Here is a 16,194-nt window from a genome sequence, read left to right as displayed (position 1 = left end):
CTTTGGAAATGGCTACGGCTTCCAGCGCAGGAAGTTGGAAATCAGGGCGAGGCCGAGTTTTTGGCTCTTTTCCGGATGGAACTGGGCGCCGGCCATGTTGTCGCGGCCGACAAAGGCGGTCATCGCGCCGCCGTAATCGGTCGTGGCGATCACCTCGGTCGGATTGGCGGCTGCCAGATGGTAGGAATGGACGAAATAGGCATGCAGCCCGTCCGGTCCCGTCTTGATGCCGTCAAACAGCGGGTGAGGGCTGTTGAGGGTCAGCGTGTTCCAGCCGATCTGCGGGATCTTCAGCGTCGGGTCGGATGGCGTCATTTCGATGACGTCGCCGCCGATCCAGCCGAGACCTGCCGTCGTGGTCTTTTCCAGCCCGCGCGAGGACATCAGCTGCATGCCGACGCAGATGCCGAGGAAGGGGCGGGCTTTCTTTTCGATCGTCTCGATCAATGCTTCATGCATGCCGGAGACGGAGGCAAGGCCGGCGCGGCAATCCGCATAGGCGCCGACGCCCGGCAGCACGACGCGGTCGGCCGATGCAACGGCATCCGGACTGTCGGTCAGCTCGATCGTGGCGTCGATGCCTGCCTCGCGGGCGGCACGTTCGAAAGCATTGGTGGCGGAGCGGAGATTGCCCGATCCGTAGTCGATGATTGCGACGCGCATCAGCGTCCTCCGTGGTCGAAGAGCCCGAGTGCCGGACCCTGCCAGCCCGTTGCGGCCGGCTGTGTCTTGTTCTTGGCCCAGTCCGCCGAAGCGGGCATGGGCTGTGTTTCAGGCTGAGGCAGCCCGGAAAAATAGATCGCTTCCGCCGTGTTCAGATCGTGGGCCGGAATGACGGTTTCCAGTGTCCAGCCGCGGCGGATGAGGGCATTGCCGCGGTAATTGCGGCCTTCGAAGCCGACGAGCAGACTGACGGCGAAACCGAGCAATGTGCCGGCAAGCCAGAGACCGGGCCTGTCGATGAGCATGCCGCTTGCGATCTGCACCGCAAAGACGAGGACGGCCGCAAGCCAGAGCCTGTGCCATGCAAGCCAGACCCAAGGAAACAGCAACGCCGTCCAGGAAAACCCGTCGGGCAGGACGAGGGTGGAGCGGTGGTCCTTTTCGGCACCGCCCGGTGGTGTGAAGACGAGATAGCTTCTCAAGGATCAACTCCCGGAAACGGTCAGGCAAGCGTTCCCTTGGTCGAAGGGACGCGATTGGCCTGCCGCGGATCGATTTCGACGGCGGTGCGAAGCACGCGCGCCACGGATTTGAAGCAAGTCTCGGCGATATGATGGTTGTTGGCGCCGTAATGGTTGAGGATATGCAGGGTAATCCCCGCATTTTGCGCTAAGGCCTGGAAGAATTCGCGCACCAGTTCGGTGTCGAACGTGCCGATCTTCGGCGCCGAGAACGCGACGTTCCAGACGAGGAACGGACGGCCGGAAACGTCGACTGCCGCCTTGGTCATCGTCTCGTCCATGGCGAGATCGAGCGAGGCGTAACGGGTGATCCCGCGCCGGTCGCCGAGCGCTCTGGAAATCGCCTGGCCGATTGCGATGCCGGTGTCTTCCACCGTGTGGTGGTCGTCGATATGCAGGTCGCCCTTGACGTCGATCTCCATGTCGATCAGCGAATGTCGCGCCAGCTGGTCGAGCATATGGTCGAAGAAGCCGACGCCCGTCGAAATCTTGGCCGCGCCGGTGCCGTCCAGATTGACGGTAACGGAGACGGAGGTCTCGTTGGTCTTGCGGGAGATGCTTCCCACGCGTGCGGCGGCTGTTTCGCCCATCAGGCTCTGCTCCATGCTTTTCTTGGCCGCTCCATATCAGCCGGACAGTGAAATATCCAGCAAAAGCACGGGCCGTTGCGGACACTGCGTCGATAGCGGACGGGCCGATTGCATTCGTCTGTTTGCCACTTACATAGGTGTCAACACGGTCCCGGCAAAGCCAGCGTGGTTTGGCGGGATTTCCTGAAGTTAGAGGGCCCGCTTTTTTAAAGGGGCAGACAGGGTGTCTTGATGACGACGATTATTACGGTCCGCAAGGGTGGCAAGGTGGTGATGGCCGGCGATGGCCAGGTGAGCCTTGGCCAGACGGTGATGAAGGGCAATGCGCGCAAGGTGCGCCGCATCGGCAAGGGTGGCGATGTGATCGCCGGTTTCGCCGGCGCCACGGCGGATGCCTTCACCCTGCTCGACCGGCTTGAAAAGAAGCTCGAACAATATCCCGGCCAGCTGATGCGCGCCGCAGTCGAACTTGCCAAGGACTGGCGCACCGACAAGTATCTGCGCAATCTCGAAGCGATGATGCTGGTCGCCGACAAGACGACGACGCTCGCGATCACCGGCAATGGTGATGTGCTGGAGCCGGAACACGGTACGATCGCCATCGGCTCCGGCGGCAATTACGCCTTTGCCGCAGCCCGTGCGATGATGGATTCGGAAAAATCCGCCGATGACGTCGCCCGCAAGGCGCTCGATATCGCAGCCGACATCTGTGTCTATACCAACCACAATCTCGTCGTCGAAACCCTCGACGCCGAATAACCATCCCATTCCCAAAAGGGTCCCGCGGGCCGGGCCGCCATGGCCGGCCGCAACGGGAAAGCCGAGAGGATCACATGACCAATTTTTCTCCCCGCGAAATCGTTTCCGAACTCGATCGGCATATCATTGGCCAGCACGATGCCAAGCGCGCCGTGGCTATCGCGCTGCGCAACCGCTGGCGCCGCCACCAGCTCGACGAGAGCCTGCGTGACGAAGTGATGCCGAAGAACATCCTGATGATCGGCCCGACCGGCGTCGGCAAGACGGAAATCTCCCGCCGTCTCGCCAAGCTTGCCGGCGCCCCCTTCATCAAGGTCGAAGCCACCAAGTTCACCGAGGTCGGCTATGTCGGCCGCGATGTCGAGCAGATCATCCGCGACCTCGTCGAGGTCGGTATCGGCCTCGTGCGTGAAAAGAAGCGCTCGGAAGTGCAGGCCAAGGCACACCAGAGTGCCGAGGAACGGGTGCTCGATGCGCTGGTCGGTTCCACCGCGTCGCCCGCCACCCGCGAAAGTTTCCGCAAGAAGCTGCGCGCCGGCGAGCTGGACGACAAGGAAATCGAAGTCGAGGTGGCCGATAGCGGGTCGGGCATGCCCGGCTTCGATATTCCAGGCATGCCGGGCGCCAATATCGGCGTCTTGAACCTGTCGGAAATGTTCGGCAAGGCCATGGGCGGGCGTACCAAGAAGGTGCGCACCACGGTGTCCAAGTCCTATGGCGAGCTGATCCGCGACGAATCCGACAAGCTGATCGACAATGAGGTCATTCAGCGCGAGGCCGTGCGTTCGGTCGAAAACGATGGGATCGTCTTCCTCGATGAGATCGACAAGATCGCGGCGCGTGACGGCGGCATGGGTGCCGGTGTTTCACGTGAAGGCGTGCAGCGCGACCTGCTGCCGCTCGTCGAAGGCACGACGGTTTCGACCAAATATGGACCGGTGAAGACGGACCATATCCTGTTTATCGCATCGGGTGCCTTCCATGTGGCCAAGCCCTCGGATCTTCTACCGGAACTTCAGGGCCGCCTGCCGATCCGCGTCGAGCTGCGACCGCTGACCAAGGAAGACTTCCGCCGCATCCTGACGGAAACCGAAGCGAGCCTCATCCGCCAGTACAAGGCGCTGATGGGGACGGAAGATCTGTCGCTGGAATTTACCGATGATGCGATCGATGCCCTGGCGGACGTCGCCGTTCACCTGAACTCCTCGGTGGAGAATATCGGTGCCCGCCGCCTGCAGACGGTGATGGAGCGGGTGCTGGACGAAATCTCGTTCACGGCGCCGGATCAGGGCGGTACTTCGGTGAAGATCGATGCCGAATATGTGCGCAAGCATGTGGGCGATCTGGCGGCCGATACCGACCTGTCGCGTTACATTCTCTGATCGATAACGTGGCAGCCGGGCAACGTCCGGCTGCCACTTCTCCTTGTCCTGACGCTATTTTGAATGCCCTTGTCTCGACATTGCGGCCTCTATTACCGTATGGGTGACGCGCTTTCGCGAAGGCCCGGACGGCGTGACCATGCGTCGTGGTGTCTGGAGCCGGAACTGGCGAAGACCAACGCTGGGACACGGAATAACATTGAAACGTCATCTGCTCGCATTGCTCCTCACCGCCGCCTGGGCGGTTTCGTCTTCCCAGCCGGTCATGGCCATGACCGTCGTTCCGGAAGGCAATCGCAATGCCGTGCAGCCGAACGTGCCGGGTGCATCCGTGCGCCGCACCCGTGCCGGCAAGACGAGCTTCGACGAGAAATATGACAAGATCCGCGACCTGCTGGCCACCGACAGGACGCTGATCGGCAAGATCAAGTCGACGGCCTCCGCCTATGGCATCGATCCGATCCATATGGTCGGCGCGATCGTCGGCGAGCATACCTATAATGTCGACGCCTATGACCGGCTGCAGAGCTATTACATCAAGGCCGCGTCCTATGCCGGCAACGCCTTCCGCTTCGCCTATGATGGCGAAAGTATCGAGGCGTTCCTCGAACGGCCGCAGCTTTCCGCCTGCGATGCAAGGAAAGACAGCTACAGCCTGTGGACCTGCCGCGAAAATGTCTGGGAAAAGAGCTTTCGCGGCCGCCGGGTCGATGGCAAGGCCTTTCCCGACAACCGTTTCAGCGCGGTCTTCTTTCAGCCCTTCTATGCCGGCCAGACTTTCGGTCTCGGCCAGATCAATCCCTTGACGGCACTGATGTTTTCCGATGCCGTGGCGCGCTCGTCCGGTTATCCGAAGCTCGACGAGAACAAGGCCGCGGACGTCTATGACGCGATCATGGACCCGGACAAGTCGCTGGCCTATATGGCCGCAAATATTCGCCGCTCGATCGATGACTACAAGCAGATCGCCGATGTCGATATTTCCAACAACCCCGGCATCACGGCGACGCTCTATAACACCGGTGGTTCGGCCCAGCGTGCCGCAGCGCTCAAGTCCCGTGGTGGCCTGCCGCAGGAAAACTATTACGGCTGGCTGGTCAATGACCGGATCGCGGAGTTGAAATCGCTGCTCTGAGGCCTGATATCGTCAAGATCAGGAATTGAAGAGGAGGGTTCATGGATACCCGCCCGGACCCCTTTGTACCGCCCGCGCCGATGCCGCGCACCGGCATACCGTCACGGCTCGAAGTGATCCGCACCGTCATGCGCAACCCCCTGGAGCTCTGGGGCGTGCCATCCTACACATTGCCCTGGATCAAGACGCGGTTCTTCAAGGAGAGGACCATCATCGTCAACGATCCGGGCCTGATCCGCCATGTCCTCGTCGACAACGCGGCGAATTACGAAATGTCGGAAATCCGCCAGCTGATCCTGCGGCCCATCCTGCGCGACGGATTGCTGACGGCGGAAGGTCCCGTATGGAAGCGCTCGCGCAAGGCGATGGCGCCGGTCTTCACGCCGCGCCACGCGCGCGGCTTTGCCGGACAGATGCTGGCGAAGTCCGAGGAATATGTGCAGAAATATGCCCCGGTGGGCAAAGACGGCTCCGGCGGTACGATCCACGACATTTCCGTCGACATGACGGAGCTGGCCTATTCGATGCTGTCGGAAACCCTTTTCTCGGGTCAGATCGTCACCAAGAGCCAGAGTTTTTCCGATGACGTCGACAATCTGTTGCACCGGATGGGCCGTGTCGACCCGATGGACCTTCTGCGCGCACCGCAATGGGTGCCGCGTCTGACGCGCATCGGCGGCCGCAAGGTGCTGGACAAATTCCGCAGCATCGTCTCCGAAACCATGCAGCTGCGGCAGAAGCGGATGCGCGAGACGCCCCATGACGTGCCGCAGGATTTCCTCACCCTGCTTTTGCAGCTTGAGGGCCCGTCGGGGCTGACGCTGGAGGAAATCGAGGACAATATCCTGACATTCATTGGCGCCGGGCACGAGACGACGGCGCGCGCGCTGGCCTGGACGCTCTATTGTGTTGCCCAGTCGCCCCATGTGCGCGAGGCGATGGAAGCGGAGATCGACAGGGTTCTGGCAACCGGCGCCGAGCCGGTCGAATGGCTGGAGCTGATGCCCTGGGTGCGTGCCGCGTTCGAGGAGGCTTTGCGGCTTTACCCGCCGGCCCCTTCCTTGAACCGTGCGGCGATCGCCGATGACAGGTGGACGAGCCCGACCGGCGAGACGATCGAAATCGAGGCGGGCGTCACCATTCTCGTCATGCCCTGGACCCTGCATCGCCACGAACTGTATTGGGAAAAGCCACGCGCCTTCATGCCGGAGCGGTTCCTGCCTGAAAATCGCGGCAGGATCGGCCGTTTCCAGTATCTGCCCTTCGGTGCCGGGCCGCGCACCTGTATCGGCGCGACCTTTGCCATGCAGGAAGCGGTGATTGCGCTTGCCACACTGATGCGGCGCTATCGGTTCGATGTGGTGCCGGGAACGCAGGTCTGGCCGGTGCAGAAACTGACCACCCAGCCGCGCGACGGCATGCCGATGCGGGTGAGCCTCCGGCAGAATGTGTCTCCAATCGGCGATTGAATGCGGCAGGCCATGCGCTATTGATTGCTGTATCAGCATTCGGGAACTGTCGCGTGGTCTCACCTCTTCTTCTCGGCATCGATACGGGCGGCACCTACACGGATGCAGTTCTCTTTCGCGAGGGCGAAGGCGTTATCGCCAAGGCAAAATCGCTGACCACCCGTCATGATCTGTCGCAAGGCATTGCCGGTGCCGTGCAGGCCGCGCTTGGAAAAAGTGACGCCGAGGCGACCGACATAGCCATGGTATCCCTGTCGACCACGCTTGCCACCAATGCGCTTGTGGAAGGGCAGGGGCAAAGGGCTGCGCTGGTGATGATCGGCTTTGCCCCGGACGACGTTGCGCGGGGCGGATTGTCGGAGGCGCTTGGGACCGATCCGGTGATCTTCCTGCCCGGCGGCCATGATGTTCACGGCAACGAAACGCCGCTCGACATAACGGCGCTGGAAGAAGCCCTGCCGGGGCTTGGCCCCACCGTCTCATCCTTCGCCGTCGCCGGCTATTTCGCTGTGCGGAATCCGGATCATGAAATACGCGTGCGCGATCGCATTCGCCAACTGACCGACAAGCCGGTCACCTGCAGCCATGAACTGTCGTCCCGGCTCGGCGGCCCGCGGCGTGCGCTGACGACGCTTCTGAACGCCCGTCTCGTGTCCATCATCGACCGGCTGATCGGCTCGACCGAGGCCTTTCTTGCAAGCGCGGGTATCGATGCGCCGGTCATGGTCGTGCGCGGCGACGGGGCGCTGATGTCGGCGGTTGAGGCGCGGCTTCGGCCGATCGAGACGATCCTCTCCGGTCCGGCCGCAAGCCTTGTCGGCGCCTGTTATCTGACCGGACTGGATGCGGCTGTCATTTCCGATATCGGCGGCACGACGACGGATGTCGCGGTGCTCGAGAACGGCCGCCCAAGGCTCGCACCGGACGGCGCTCATGTGGGCGGGCATGACACGATGGTCGAGGCGGTGGCGCTGCGCACCTTCGGACTTGGCGGCGATTCCGAGGTGCATGTCGATGACCGCGGACTGGATGCGAAGATCACGCTCGGCCCGCGCCGGCTGCTGCCGCTCAGCCTGCTGGCCGCGATACACGGGGAGGCCGTGCTGTCCGTCCTCGACTTGCAAATGCGCAGTGCCCATGCGGGACGGCATGACGGCCGTTTTGCCGTGCGGATCATGGCCGGCGAGCCGGAGGACAACGGGCTGCAGCCGCAGGAAAAGGCGCTGCTTGAAAGAATCGGCAGCGTACCTGTCGCGCTGAATGCGCTGCTGACGATGAATTCGCAGAGGTCCGTGCTGGACAGGCTGGTTGCCCGCGGACTGGTGCATCTGAGCGGTGTCACGCCCTCCGATGCGCTGCATGTTCTGGGCCGGCAAGACCAGTGGAACGGCGATGCCGCCCGGATCGGGCTGCAGATCGCGGTGCGCAGGAAAAGCGGGGCAGGGCGGCAGATCGCCTCCTCGCCGGAAGAGCTTGCTGAGATGATCGTTACCCGGCTGACGCGGCAATCCTCGGAAGTGGTGCTGTCCGCCTGCCTGGCGGAAGACGGCAGTGACGCGATCGACCCGGCGGTCTCGAAAGTCGTCGATCGGGCGCTTCGGCGCATGCCGGGGATCGCACGGTTCTCGCTGGCACTCGATCGCCCGCTCGTCGGTCTCGGCGCGTCGGCTCCCGCCTATTATCCGGCGATCGCCGCCATGCTGGGGGCCGAATGCATCATTCCGGCGGATGCCGATGTCGCCAACGCGATCGGCGCCGTGGTCGGCCAGATCAGGATCGTCGTCGCGGTCTCGGTTACCTCGCCGGAAGAGGGGATCTATACCGTTGCCGGCGCCGGCGAGACGCTGTCGGTGATCGGCGAGGCCGCGGCGCTCGAAACCGCGCGGCAAAGGGCGCAGGCTGTGGCGCGCGAGCGCGCGCGGAACGAGGGAGCCGACGATATCCTGATATCGGTCGAGACGGATATCGCCTCTGCCGAAGTGGAGGGCACGCGGAAACTGGTCGAGGCGCGTATCGTGGCGACTGCGACAGGCAGACCGCGGATGACGCGCGGACAAGGCTGATCCGAACCGCCTTTTCCGAACCGCCTTGGGCTTTCGCTGCATTGACACCCGTCATGTCGCGGGCAAAGTGGACAAAGACAAAATGCATACTCGAGGGAGGAACCGCATGCGACGCAAGGATATTGCCGGCCTGCAGATCGACGAGAAACTTCACCGCTTTCTGGTAGAGGAAGCCTTGCCGGGCACCGGCGTGGATGAGGATCATTTCTTCGCCGGTTTCTCGGCGATCGTTCATGACCTTGCGCCGAAGAACCGCGCCCTCCTGGACAAACGCGATGCCTTCCAGGCAAAGCTCGACGACTGGTACAGGCAGAACGGCGCGCCGAGCGATCTTGCCGCCTACGAAACCTTCCTGCGCGAGATCGGCTATCTTCTGCCGGAGGGGCCGGACTTTGCCGTCTCGACCGAGAATGTCGATCCGGAGATCGCGCAGATCGCGGGTCCTCAGCTCGTCGTGCCGGTGATGAATGCACGTTATGCACTGAATGCCGCCAATGCCCGCTGGGGTTCGCTCTACGATGCGCTCTACGGCACCGATGCAATCTCCGAGGCTGACGGCGCTGAGAAGGGCAAGGGCTATAATCCGGTCCGCGGCGCGAAAGTCATCGCCTGGGCGCGTGATTTCCTCGATCGCTCTGCTCCGCTTTCCGGCGCCGGCTGGACGGATGCCGTATCCTTCAAGGTTGAAGACGAGGCGCTGTTCGTGACGCTGGCCGACGGGCAGCTGACGGGACTGACCGATCCGTCGCAGTTTGCCGGCTATCTGGGGGCGGTGTCCGCGCCGACGCAGATCCTGTTGAAGAAGAACAATCTGCATGTCGAGATCCTGATCGACGCGACGACGGCGATCGGCAAGGATGATCCGGCGCATATTTCGGATGTCTGGGTCGAATCGGCGATCACCACGATCATGGACTGCGAGGATTCGGTCGCCGCCGTCGATGCGGACGACAAGGTCGTCGTCTATCGCAACTGGCTGGGCCTGATGAAGGGCGACCTGACGGAAGAGGTGTCGAAGGGGGCTAAGACCTTTACCCGCAAGCTCAATCCGGACCTGGATTACACGGCGCCGGACGGCTCCACCTTCGAGCTTAAATGCCGTTCGCTGATGCTGGTGCGCAATGTCGGTCATCTGATGACCAACCCGGCGATCCTCGATCGCGACGGAAACGAGGTGCCGGAAGGCATCATGGATGCGATGGTGACGGCGCTGATCGCCATCCACGATATCGGCCGGCCGGGCGGCGCGGAAGGTCGCCGTAAAAACTCGCGTCTCGGCTCCATGTATGTGGTCAAGCCGAAGATGCATGGACCGGAAGAAGTGGCTTTCGCCGCCGAAATCTTTTCGCGCGTCGAGAAGGTTCTCGGCTTGGCCGAGAACGCCATGAAGATGGGCATCATGGACGAGGAGCGCCGCACGACGGTCAACCTGAAGGAGGCGATCCGGTCCGCAAAGGATCGCGTCGTCTTCATCAATACCGGCTTCCTCGACCGCACCGGCGACGAGATCCATACCTCGATGGAAGCCGGGCCGATGATCCGCAAGGGCGACATGAAGCAGGCGGCGTGGATTGCGGCCTATGAGAACTGGAATGTCGATATCGGCCTCGAATGCGGCTTGTCCGGCCATGCGCAGATCGGCAAGGGCATGTGGGCCATGCCCGACCTGATGGCAGCGATGCTGGAACAGAAGATCGGCCACCCGAAGGCCGGCGCCAACACAGCCTGGGTTCCGTCACCGACGGCGGCGACCCTGCATGCCACCCACTATCACACGGTCGATGTGGCGGCGGTGCAGAAGAGCCTCAAGAGCCGCGCCCGCGCAAAACTCTCCGACATCCTGTCCGTGCCGGTCGCGCCGCGCCCGAACTGGACGCCGGAGGAAATAAGCCGTGAGCTCGACAACAACGCACAGGGTATTCTTGGCTATGTCGTGCGCTGGATCGACCAGGGCGTCGGCTGCTCCAAGGTGCCGGACATCAACAATGTCGGGTTGATGGAAGACCGTGCGACGCTGCGCATCTCGGCCCAGCACATGGCCAACTGGCTGCACCACAAGGTGGTCACGCAGGACCAGATCGTCGAGACGATGAAGCGCATGGCCAAGATCGTCGACGGTCAGAATGCCGGTGACCCGCTCTATGTGCCGATGGCTGAGGATTTCGACGGCTCGATCGCCTTCCAGGCGGCGCTCGATCTGGTGCTGAAGGGGCGTGAACAGCCGAACGGCTATACCGAGCCGGTGCTGCATCGCCGCCGGCTGGAGCTGAAGGCGAAGGCCTGACGATTACCGAGCACGGCCCGCTTGCGGGTCTTGCTCCCATCGCCGCCAATAAAAAAGCCGCCGGGAAAAATCCTCGGCGGCTTTTCTTGTGAAAGCGTATCCGGCTTACTGGATCACGACGACCTTGGTGCTGCGGCCCGGACGGACGCGGCTGTAGAGGTCGATGACGTCCTGGTTCATCAGGCGGATGCAGCCCGACGAGGCGGCGGTGCCGATCGAGGCCCATTCCGGCGTGCCGTGCAGGCGGAACAGCGTATCCTGGCCCTTTTCGTTGAACAGATACATGGCACGGGCGCCGAGTGGGTTGTTGAGGCCCGGGCCCATGCCGCCTTCGACGTAACGGGCGATTTCGGGACGGCGCGCCGCCATTTCCTTCGGCGGGTGCCACATCGGCCATTCCTGCTTCCAGGCGACATAAGCCGTGCCCGACCATGCGAAGCCCTGCTTGCCGACGCCGATACCGTAGCGCATCGCACGGCCGCCCGGCATGATGTAATACAGGAAGCGCTCGCGCGTGTTGACGATCACCGTACCCGGCTTTTCCGCCGTCTCGTAATTGACGATCTGGCGCACATACTTCTTGTCGACGCGGTTGATCGGGATCGCCGGCAGGGTGTAACCTGCATCGGTCACCGAGCCGTAGCCGTCGGTGAAGATCTGGGCCGTTTCGACGCGGACGGGTGCATCGGACCTTGCCGTTTCGGACGTTGTCGAGCAGCCGGCCAGGGCAGCAGTTGCCAGAAGGCCGAGTGCGAGCATGCTTGTGCGGAAGCGCATGGATGTCTCTTGATGAACGAATGATTGAAGCGGGCGTCGAAGCGCCCTTGGAAATGGTTATTTTCCATTCGATTGCACTTGGCAAGGCGCGTTATCGCAGTGCGGGAGACCCGCCAACGAATTGAAAAAATCATTGCCTTTTTGCAACATTGCGAGCGGGCACGGACGACGGGAATTACAGCGGGCGGCGCCGGCGCCTGCGGGAGTTTTGAATGACCATTCTGAACGTCGTGAACGACAATCCGCTGATCGACGGGCGTCAATCGGGCCGCGCCATGATGGTGCGCAAGGGCGCGCAGATCCTGCTGCACGACATGCGCCACGCGATCGTGCCGGAAATGGTGTTGCCGGGCGGTCGCCGCGCCGACCTGATCACGGTCTCCGACAAGGGCGAAATCTGGATCATCGAGATCAAGACCTCGATCGAGGATTTTCGCGTCGATCGCAAGTGGCCGGAGTACCGGGCCTGTTGCGACCGCCTGCTGTTCGCCACGCACAAGGACGTGCCGCTCGACATATTCCCGGAAGATTGCGGGCTCATCCTGTCGGATGGCTATGGCGCGCATCTGATGCGCGACGCTCCACTGCACAGGCTTGCGCCCGCGACCCGCAAGGCGCTGATGCTCGATTTTGCCCGGACGGCCGCCCATCGGCTGATGCTTGCGGAATGGTCCACCGGCAAGAATTTCGACGAGGTTTGAGCCGTTCGGTGATGCGGGAGCCTATTTCGGCGCCCGCTTTGCCAGAATCCGCTGCAGCGTGCGACGGTGCATGTTGAGCCGCCGTGCCGTTTCGGAAACATTGCGCTCGCACATTTCGTAGACGCGCTGGATATGCTCCCACCGCACGCGGTCGGCCGACATCGGGTTTTCCGGCAGGTCTGCCTTCTCGCCCGGCTTCTGCGTCAGCGCATTGAACACATCGTCGGCATCGGCGGGCTTGGACAGATAGTCGACCGCGCCGAGCTTAACGGCGGTCACCGCGGTTGCGATATTGCCGTAGCCGGTCAGCACGATGACGCGCGTATCCTGGCGGTACTGGCGGATCGTCTCGATCACGTCGAGGCCGTTGCCGTCGCCCAGCCGCAGATCGACGACCGCGTATTTCGGCGCCCGCTGGCGAACCTTGGCGATACCGTCGGCGACCGTCTCGGCGGCCTCGACGGCGAAGCCGCGCGTCTCCATGGCCCGCGCCAGCCGGCGAAGGAAGGGGCCGTCGTCATCGACGAGCAGAAGCGACGCATCGGGACCGATATAGTCCGCGTCTGTGGGATTGGAGTTCAGCAATGTCGTTTCCATCTCTTATTCTCCGGGGCCGATGGACCCCCATAACACTATCAGAGGAATTCGAATTGGAGCCAGATCAAATTGGACCATCCATTGTCGATCTTGGCCATTCTATTCTGATCCGGGCGCCGGCTTCACCCGGCTGGCGGTTGCTGAAGCGGATCGAGGCGCCCGAACGCTCCAGCAATGTCTTGGCGATGAACAGGCCGAGGCCGAGGCCGCCGGCGGTCTCGTTGCTCTCTCTCGCGCGCGTCGTCATGTAGGGCTCGCCGATGCGCGACAGGATGTCGGGTGCGTAGCCGGGACCGTCGTCCTCGATCATGATCGTCACGCGCTGCGCATCGAAGCCGGTCGTGATCGTCACCTGCGTCTTGGCATAGTCGACGGCATTCTCGATCAGGTTGCCGAGACCGTAGAGAATGCCGGCATTGCGCTGCCCGACCGGCTCGTGGCCGTCGCCCTTCGTCTCGATCAGGCGGATATCGATATCGAACTGCCGGTGCGGCGCGATCACCTCCTCGATCATCGACGAGAACGGCAGGCGCCGCAGATGTTCGTCGCCCTCGGCCGACATGGATGTCAGCCGCCTGAGGATATCGCGGCAGCGTTCGCTCTGGCTGCGCAGCAACTGCACATCCTCGCGGAAGCGGTCGTCCTCGCCAAGCTCGCGTTCCATCTCCTTGGCAACGACGCTGATCGTTGCAAGCGGGGTGCCGAGCTCATGGGCTGCGGCTGCCGCCAGCCCGTCGAGCTGCGACAGATGTTTTTCCCGCTCCAGAACCAGTTCCGTCGCCACCAGCGCATCGGCCAGAAGGTTGGCCTCGTGGGATACGCGATAGGCATAGAAGGCGGCGAACACCATCATCGACACGATCGAGAACCACATGCCGAGTTCGAGGATGGGCTGGATCGCAAGTTGCTGGCCCTCGTACCAGGGAACATCGTAATGGGAGAAGGCGAGCGCCGTGGTGCACAGAAGGGCGAAACAGAGCAGCAGCAGCGAATGCCGCAGCGGCTGCGAGGCGAACGCGATGATCACCGGCACGCAGATCAAGGGTGCGAACGGATTGCCGAGCCCGCCGGTGATGAACAGAAGTGCCGCCATCTGCAAAAGATCGAAGGATAGAAGCGCTACCGCCGATTTCGGTCCCAGCCGGTGCGTGGCCGGAAACCAGGCGGACAGGATGAGGTTGGCAAGCGCCAGCGCGCCGATCAGGATGATCGCTTCGACGATCGGCAGGGGAAACCCGAAGATCAGCCAGATGGCAAGGACGGTGGCGCACTGGCCGGCGACCGCCAGCCAGCGCAGGCGCACCAGCGTCTGCAGACGCACATTCCGGCTGGACTGCCCCGATTGCGCATCGCGCGACAGGGCTGTTTCCGCATTCATGACCATGGCTTTCGGCTTCCCGTTTCTGTCCAGTTTCTTTGCCCGGTTTTTGCAGTCTCTATAAATTGCATTTGCCATGCAAACGGCGTGACATTCCGTCACGCTACAGCGGCCTTGCATTGACCCTCGTCAATAGTTGGTCACGTGCCGCGCGGCTTTGCCCTGTGGGTCGGCGCGGCATTCGCCGGATCGTCCGGCCATGGATGTTTCGGATAGCGCCCGCGCATGTCGGCACGCACATCCTTCCATGAACCGGCCCAGAACCCGACGAGGTCGCGCGTCGTCTGGATCGGCCGGTGCGCCGGCGAGGTGAGTTCCAGAAGCAGCGGCCAGCGGCCCCCGGCAATCGACGGGTGAACCCTCGATCCGAACAGTTCCTGAACCCTGATCGTCAGCATCGGCTCCTCGCCGTCATACTGGATCGGATGCCGCTGCCCCGTCGGCGCTTCGAAATGCGTTGGCGCCAGCCGGTCGAGATCGCGCATCAGCGCATGCGGGACAAGCGAGCGCAGACCTTCCGAAAGGCTTTCCGCCGAAATCTGATCCAGCCCTGCGGCATCTGCCTGGAACGGCACGAACCATGCGTCCAGCCGTCCCATCAGCGCTTCGTCGCTGACATCCGGCCACGGCTCGCCGATCGACCGATTGAGAAAGCCCAGCCTTTCCTTCAGTTGCCGGGCTTCCTTCGAAAACGGCAGGCCCTGCAGACCGAACTGGCGCAAGCCGCCGGCCAGCGCCTGTGCTGCCTTCTCGCCGCGCGGTCTCGGCAATGGCTTTTCGGCGAAGATGATGGCACCCAGCCGTGTCACCTGCCGGGCGCGCACCTGGCGGCTGGTCGGATCGAGAATGCATTCCTCCGTCGAAACGATCGCGTCGCCAAGCTCCGCCTCCACCTCGCCGCGTGAAATCTCTGCTGCGGCCAGCACTCGTGCCTGGGCCGCGCGACCGGTCAGATCTGCGATGACGAGCATGGTTGAGGCCGCAAGCCTTTCCGTCTGCTGCAGCTCGGCGCCGCGCCCGTTTGCCATGACGAAGCGCCCGCGCCCGCCGCGCTGCATCGCCACCCGGTCGGGATAGGCATGCAACAGAAGGGAGCCGGCTGTCGCGATATCGCTCGACCGTGTCCGGTGCGGCAGACCGTCCGCTATTCTCGCTGCAAGCCGCCTGCTCGACTGCGCGCGCTCGCTGCGATCGGCGCGGAACCGGCGCAGCCGCTCGTCGAGATCGATATCGGTGCCGCCCAGCCCCTGTTCCGTCAAAAGCACGGCAAGCTCCGCCGCGATACGCCCCAACCCGCGCTGATCGGCATGAAGCACCATGGCCGCGAGCCGGGGAGGCAGCGCCAGATCGCGCATCAGCCGTCCCGCCGGCGTCAAGGCGCCTCTCTCGTCAAGCCCGCCGAGCTGCCGCAACAGGCCTTTCGCTTCGGCAAAGGCGGCGGCCGGCGGCGGATCGAGAAAGGCGAGCGTCGAAGGGTCGGTCACCCCCCAATGGGCAAGGTCGAGAACCAGTCCGGAAAGATCGCTCGCCAGGATCTGCGGCGGGGTAAAGGCTGGCAGGGCCGCCGTCTGCCCGGCGTGCCAGAGCCGCATCGCGATGCCCGGTGCCGTTCGCCCCGCACGTCCGGCCCGCTGGTCGGCCGAGGCCTGCGAGACGCGCACCGTTTCCAGCCGGGTGATGCCGGTGGCCGGTTCGAACACCGGCAGCCGCTGCAGGCCGCTGTCGATGACGATGCGCACGCCGTCGATGGTGATTGACGTCTCGGCGATCGAGGTCGACAGCACGATCTTGCGCCGGCCCTCCTGTGCCGGCCTGATGGCGAGATCCTGTTCCTGTTGCGACAGGTTGCCATAGAGCGGTGCAATCACCGTCTCC

15 protein-coding genes (1 of these 15 cut by a window edge) are annotated in these 16,194 nt (G+C 63.2%); 8 read left to right on the top strand and 7 right to left on the bottom strand.

Translation table 11 applies throughout. The features are described 5' to 3' along the window. Positions 1 to 12 precede the first annotated feature (12 nt). Genes hisH through hisB form a run of 3 tightly spaced genes read right to left on the bottom strand, consistent with a single transcriptional unit; the run spans position 13 to position 1,774 of the window. Complete coding sequence (gene hisH, locus AC0JZ4_RS05565) at positions 13 to 663, bottom strand: imidazole glycerol phosphate synthase subunit HisH (RefSeq protein ID WP_471885427.1); 651 nt, start codon at positions 661 to 663, stop codon at positions 13 to 15. Next, a complete protein-coding gene (locus AC0JZ4_RS05560; RefSeq protein ID WP_471885426.1) occupies positions 663 to 1,145 on the bottom strand; it encodes a DUF2628 domain-containing protein in 483 nt (160 codons plus the stop codon). Before AC0JZ4_RS05560 ends, hisH begins: the two co-directional genes overlap by 1 nt. A 20-nt stretch (positions 1,146 to 1,165) precedes the next feature. Beyond that, positions 1,166 to 1,774, bottom strand: coding sequence for an imidazoleglycerol-phosphate dehydratase HisB (gene hisB, locus AC0JZ4_RS05555; RefSeq protein WP_471885425.1), 609 nt, complete (start codon positions 1,772 to 1,774; stop codon positions 1,166 to 1,168). A 231-nt stretch (positions 1,775 to 2,005) separates the two neighbouring features. Here hisB and hslV point away from each other — a divergent pair, with 231 nt between their 5' ends. From hslV to AC0JZ4_RS05525, 6 genes are all read left to right on the top strand, one after another. Then, on the top strand, positions 2,006 to 2,533 hold the full coding sequence (gene hslV / locus AC0JZ4_RS05550; protein WP_471885424.1) for an ATP-dependent protease subunit HslV: 528 nt from the start codon (positions 2,006 to 2,008) through the stop codon (positions 2,531 to 2,533). 74 nt (positions 2,534 to 2,607) lie between these two features. Next, the gene (gene hslU, locus AC0JZ4_RS05545; protein ID WP_471885423.1) at positions 2,608 to 3,915 is read left to right on the top strand and encodes an ATP-dependent protease ATPase subunit HslU; all 1,308 of its coding nucleotides are present in this window, start codon (positions 2,608 to 2,610) and stop codon (positions 3,913 to 3,915) included. Positions 3,916 to 4,114: 199 nt separating this feature from the next. Further along, complete coding sequence (locus AC0JZ4_RS05540; protein ID WP_471885422.1) at positions 4,115 to 5,050, top strand: DUF1402 family protein; 936 nt, start codon at positions 4,115 to 4,117, stop codon at positions 5,048 to 5,050. Between the two features lie 41 nt (positions 5,051 to 5,091). Further along, positions 5,092 to 6,519 carry a cytochrome P450 gene (locus AC0JZ4_RS05535; protein WP_471885421.1) on the top strand — a complete coding sequence of 476 codons (1,428 nt, stop codon included), beginning with the start codon at positions 5,092 to 5,094 and terminating at the stop codon, positions 6,517 to 6,519. Between the two features lie 53 nt (positions 6,520 to 6,572). After that, positions 6,573 to 8,582, top strand: coding sequence for a hydantoinase/oxoprolinase N-terminal domain-containing protein (locus tag AC0JZ4_RS05530; RefSeq protein WP_471885420.1), 2,010 nt, complete (start codon positions 6,573 to 6,575; stop codon positions 8,580 to 8,582). A gap of 106 nt (positions 8,583 to 8,688) precedes the next feature. Then, positions 8,689 to 10,866, top strand: a complete 2,178-nt coding sequence (locus AC0JZ4_RS05525; RefSeq protein ID WP_471885419.1) for a malate synthase G — start codon at positions 8,689 to 8,691, stop codon at positions 10,864 to 10,866. A 105-nt stretch (positions 10,867 to 10,971) separates the two neighbouring features. On the opposite strand, the gene AC0JZ4_RS05520 is transcribed toward AC0JZ4_RS05525, so the two are convergent. Beyond that, positions 10,972 to 11,643 (bottom strand): L,D-transpeptidase, encoded by a 672-nt coding sequence (locus AC0JZ4_RS05520; RefSeq protein ID WP_471885418.1) that lies wholly within the window; start codon positions 11,641 to 11,643, stop codon positions 10,972 to 10,974. A gap of 2 nt (positions 11,644 to 11,645) precedes the next feature. Here AC0JZ4_RS05520 and AC0JZ4_RS05515 point away from each other — a divergent pair, with 2 nt between their 5' ends. Then, entirely contained in the window at positions 11,646 to 11,768 is a 123-nt protein-coding gene (locus tag AC0JZ4_RS05515; protein ID WP_471885417.1) for a hypothetical protein, read from the top strand. Between the two features lie 87 nt (positions 11,769 to 11,855). Beyond that, positions 11,856 to 12,344, top strand: coding sequence for an MmcB family DNA repair protein (locus AC0JZ4_RS05510; protein ID WP_471885416.1), 489 nt, complete (start codon positions 11,856 to 11,858; stop codon positions 12,342 to 12,344). 21 nt (positions 12,345 to 12,365) lie between these two features. Here AC0JZ4_RS05510 and AC0JZ4_RS05505 read toward each other — a convergent pair whose 3' ends face one another. The 3 genes from AC0JZ4_RS05505 to hrpB all read right to left on the bottom strand — a co-directional run. Continuing rightward, positions 12,366 to 12,941: an ActR/PrrA/RegA family redox response regulator transcription factor gene (locus AC0JZ4_RS05505; protein ID WP_471885415.1), complete on the bottom strand. Its 576-nt coding sequence runs from the start codon at positions 12,939 to 12,941 to the stop codon at positions 12,366 to 12,368. Positions 12,942 to 13,005: 64 nt separating this feature from the next. Continuing rightward, on the bottom strand, positions 13,006 to 14,325 hold the full coding sequence (locus tag AC0JZ4_RS05500; protein ID WP_471885414.1) for an ActS/PrrB/RegB family redox-sensitive histidine kinase: 1,320 nt from the start codon (positions 14,323 to 14,325) through the stop codon (positions 13,006 to 13,008). Positions 14,326 to 14,459: 134 nt separating this feature from the next. Continuing rightward, positions 14,460 to 16,194 carry the 3' portion of an ATP-dependent helicase HrpB gene (gene hrpB, locus AC0JZ4_RS05495; RefSeq protein ID WP_471885413.1) on the bottom strand. 746 nt of this gene lie beyond the right edge of the window, so 1,735 of the gene's 2,481 nt are visible here — the last part of the coding sequence; its start codon lies beyond the right edge, outside the window; its stop codon occupies positions 14,460 to 14,462.

Source organism: [Rhizobium] kunmingense, from assembly GCF_977018605.1.
This window is presented reverse-complemented; position numbering and strand designations above follow the sequence as displayed.

Excerpts from the sequence above, each read along its gene's own strand:
- hisH (WP_471885427.1), bottom strand. The coding sequence starts at position 663 with ATGCGCGTCGCAATCATCGACTACGGATCGGGCAATCTCCGCTCCGCC.
- hisB (WP_471885425.1), bottom strand. The coding sequence starts at position 1,774 with ATGGGCGAAACAGCCGCCGCACGCGTGGGAAGCATCTCCCGCAAGACC.
- hslV (WP_471885424.1), top strand. The coding sequence starts at position 2,006 with ATGACGACGATTATTACGGTCCGCAAGGGTGGCAAGGTGGTGATGGCC.
- hslU (WP_471885423.1), top strand. The coding sequence starts at position 2,608 with ATGACCAATTTTTCTCCCCGCGAAATCGTTTCCGAACTCGATCGGCAT.
- AC0JZ4_RS05535 (WP_471885421.1), top strand. The coding sequence starts at position 5,092 with ATGGATACCCGCCCGGACCCCTTTGTACCGCCCGCGCCGATGCCGCGC.
- AC0JZ4_RS05525 (WP_471885419.1), top strand. The coding sequence starts at position 8,689 with ATGCGACGCAAGGATATTGCCGGCCTGCAGATCGACGAGAAACTTCAC.
- AC0JZ4_RS05520 (WP_471885418.1), bottom strand. The coding sequence starts at position 11,643 with ATGCGCTTCCGCACAAGCATGCTCGCACTCGGCCTTCTGGCAACTGCT.
- AC0JZ4_RS05515 (WP_471885417.1), top strand. The coding sequence starts at position 11,646 with ATGTCTCTTGATGAACGAATGATTGAAGCGGGCGTCGAAGCGCCCTTG.
- AC0JZ4_RS05510 (WP_471885416.1), top strand. The coding sequence starts at position 11,856 with ATGACCATTCTGAACGTCGTGAACGACAATCCGCTGATCGACGGGCGT.
- AC0JZ4_RS05505 (WP_471885415.1), bottom strand. The coding sequence starts at position 12,941 with ATGGAAACGACATTGCTGAACTCCAATCCCACAGACGCGGACTATATC.
- AC0JZ4_RS05500 (WP_471885414.1), bottom strand. The coding sequence starts at position 14,325 with ATGGTCATGAATGCGGAAACAGCCCTGTCGCGCGATGCGCAATCGGGG.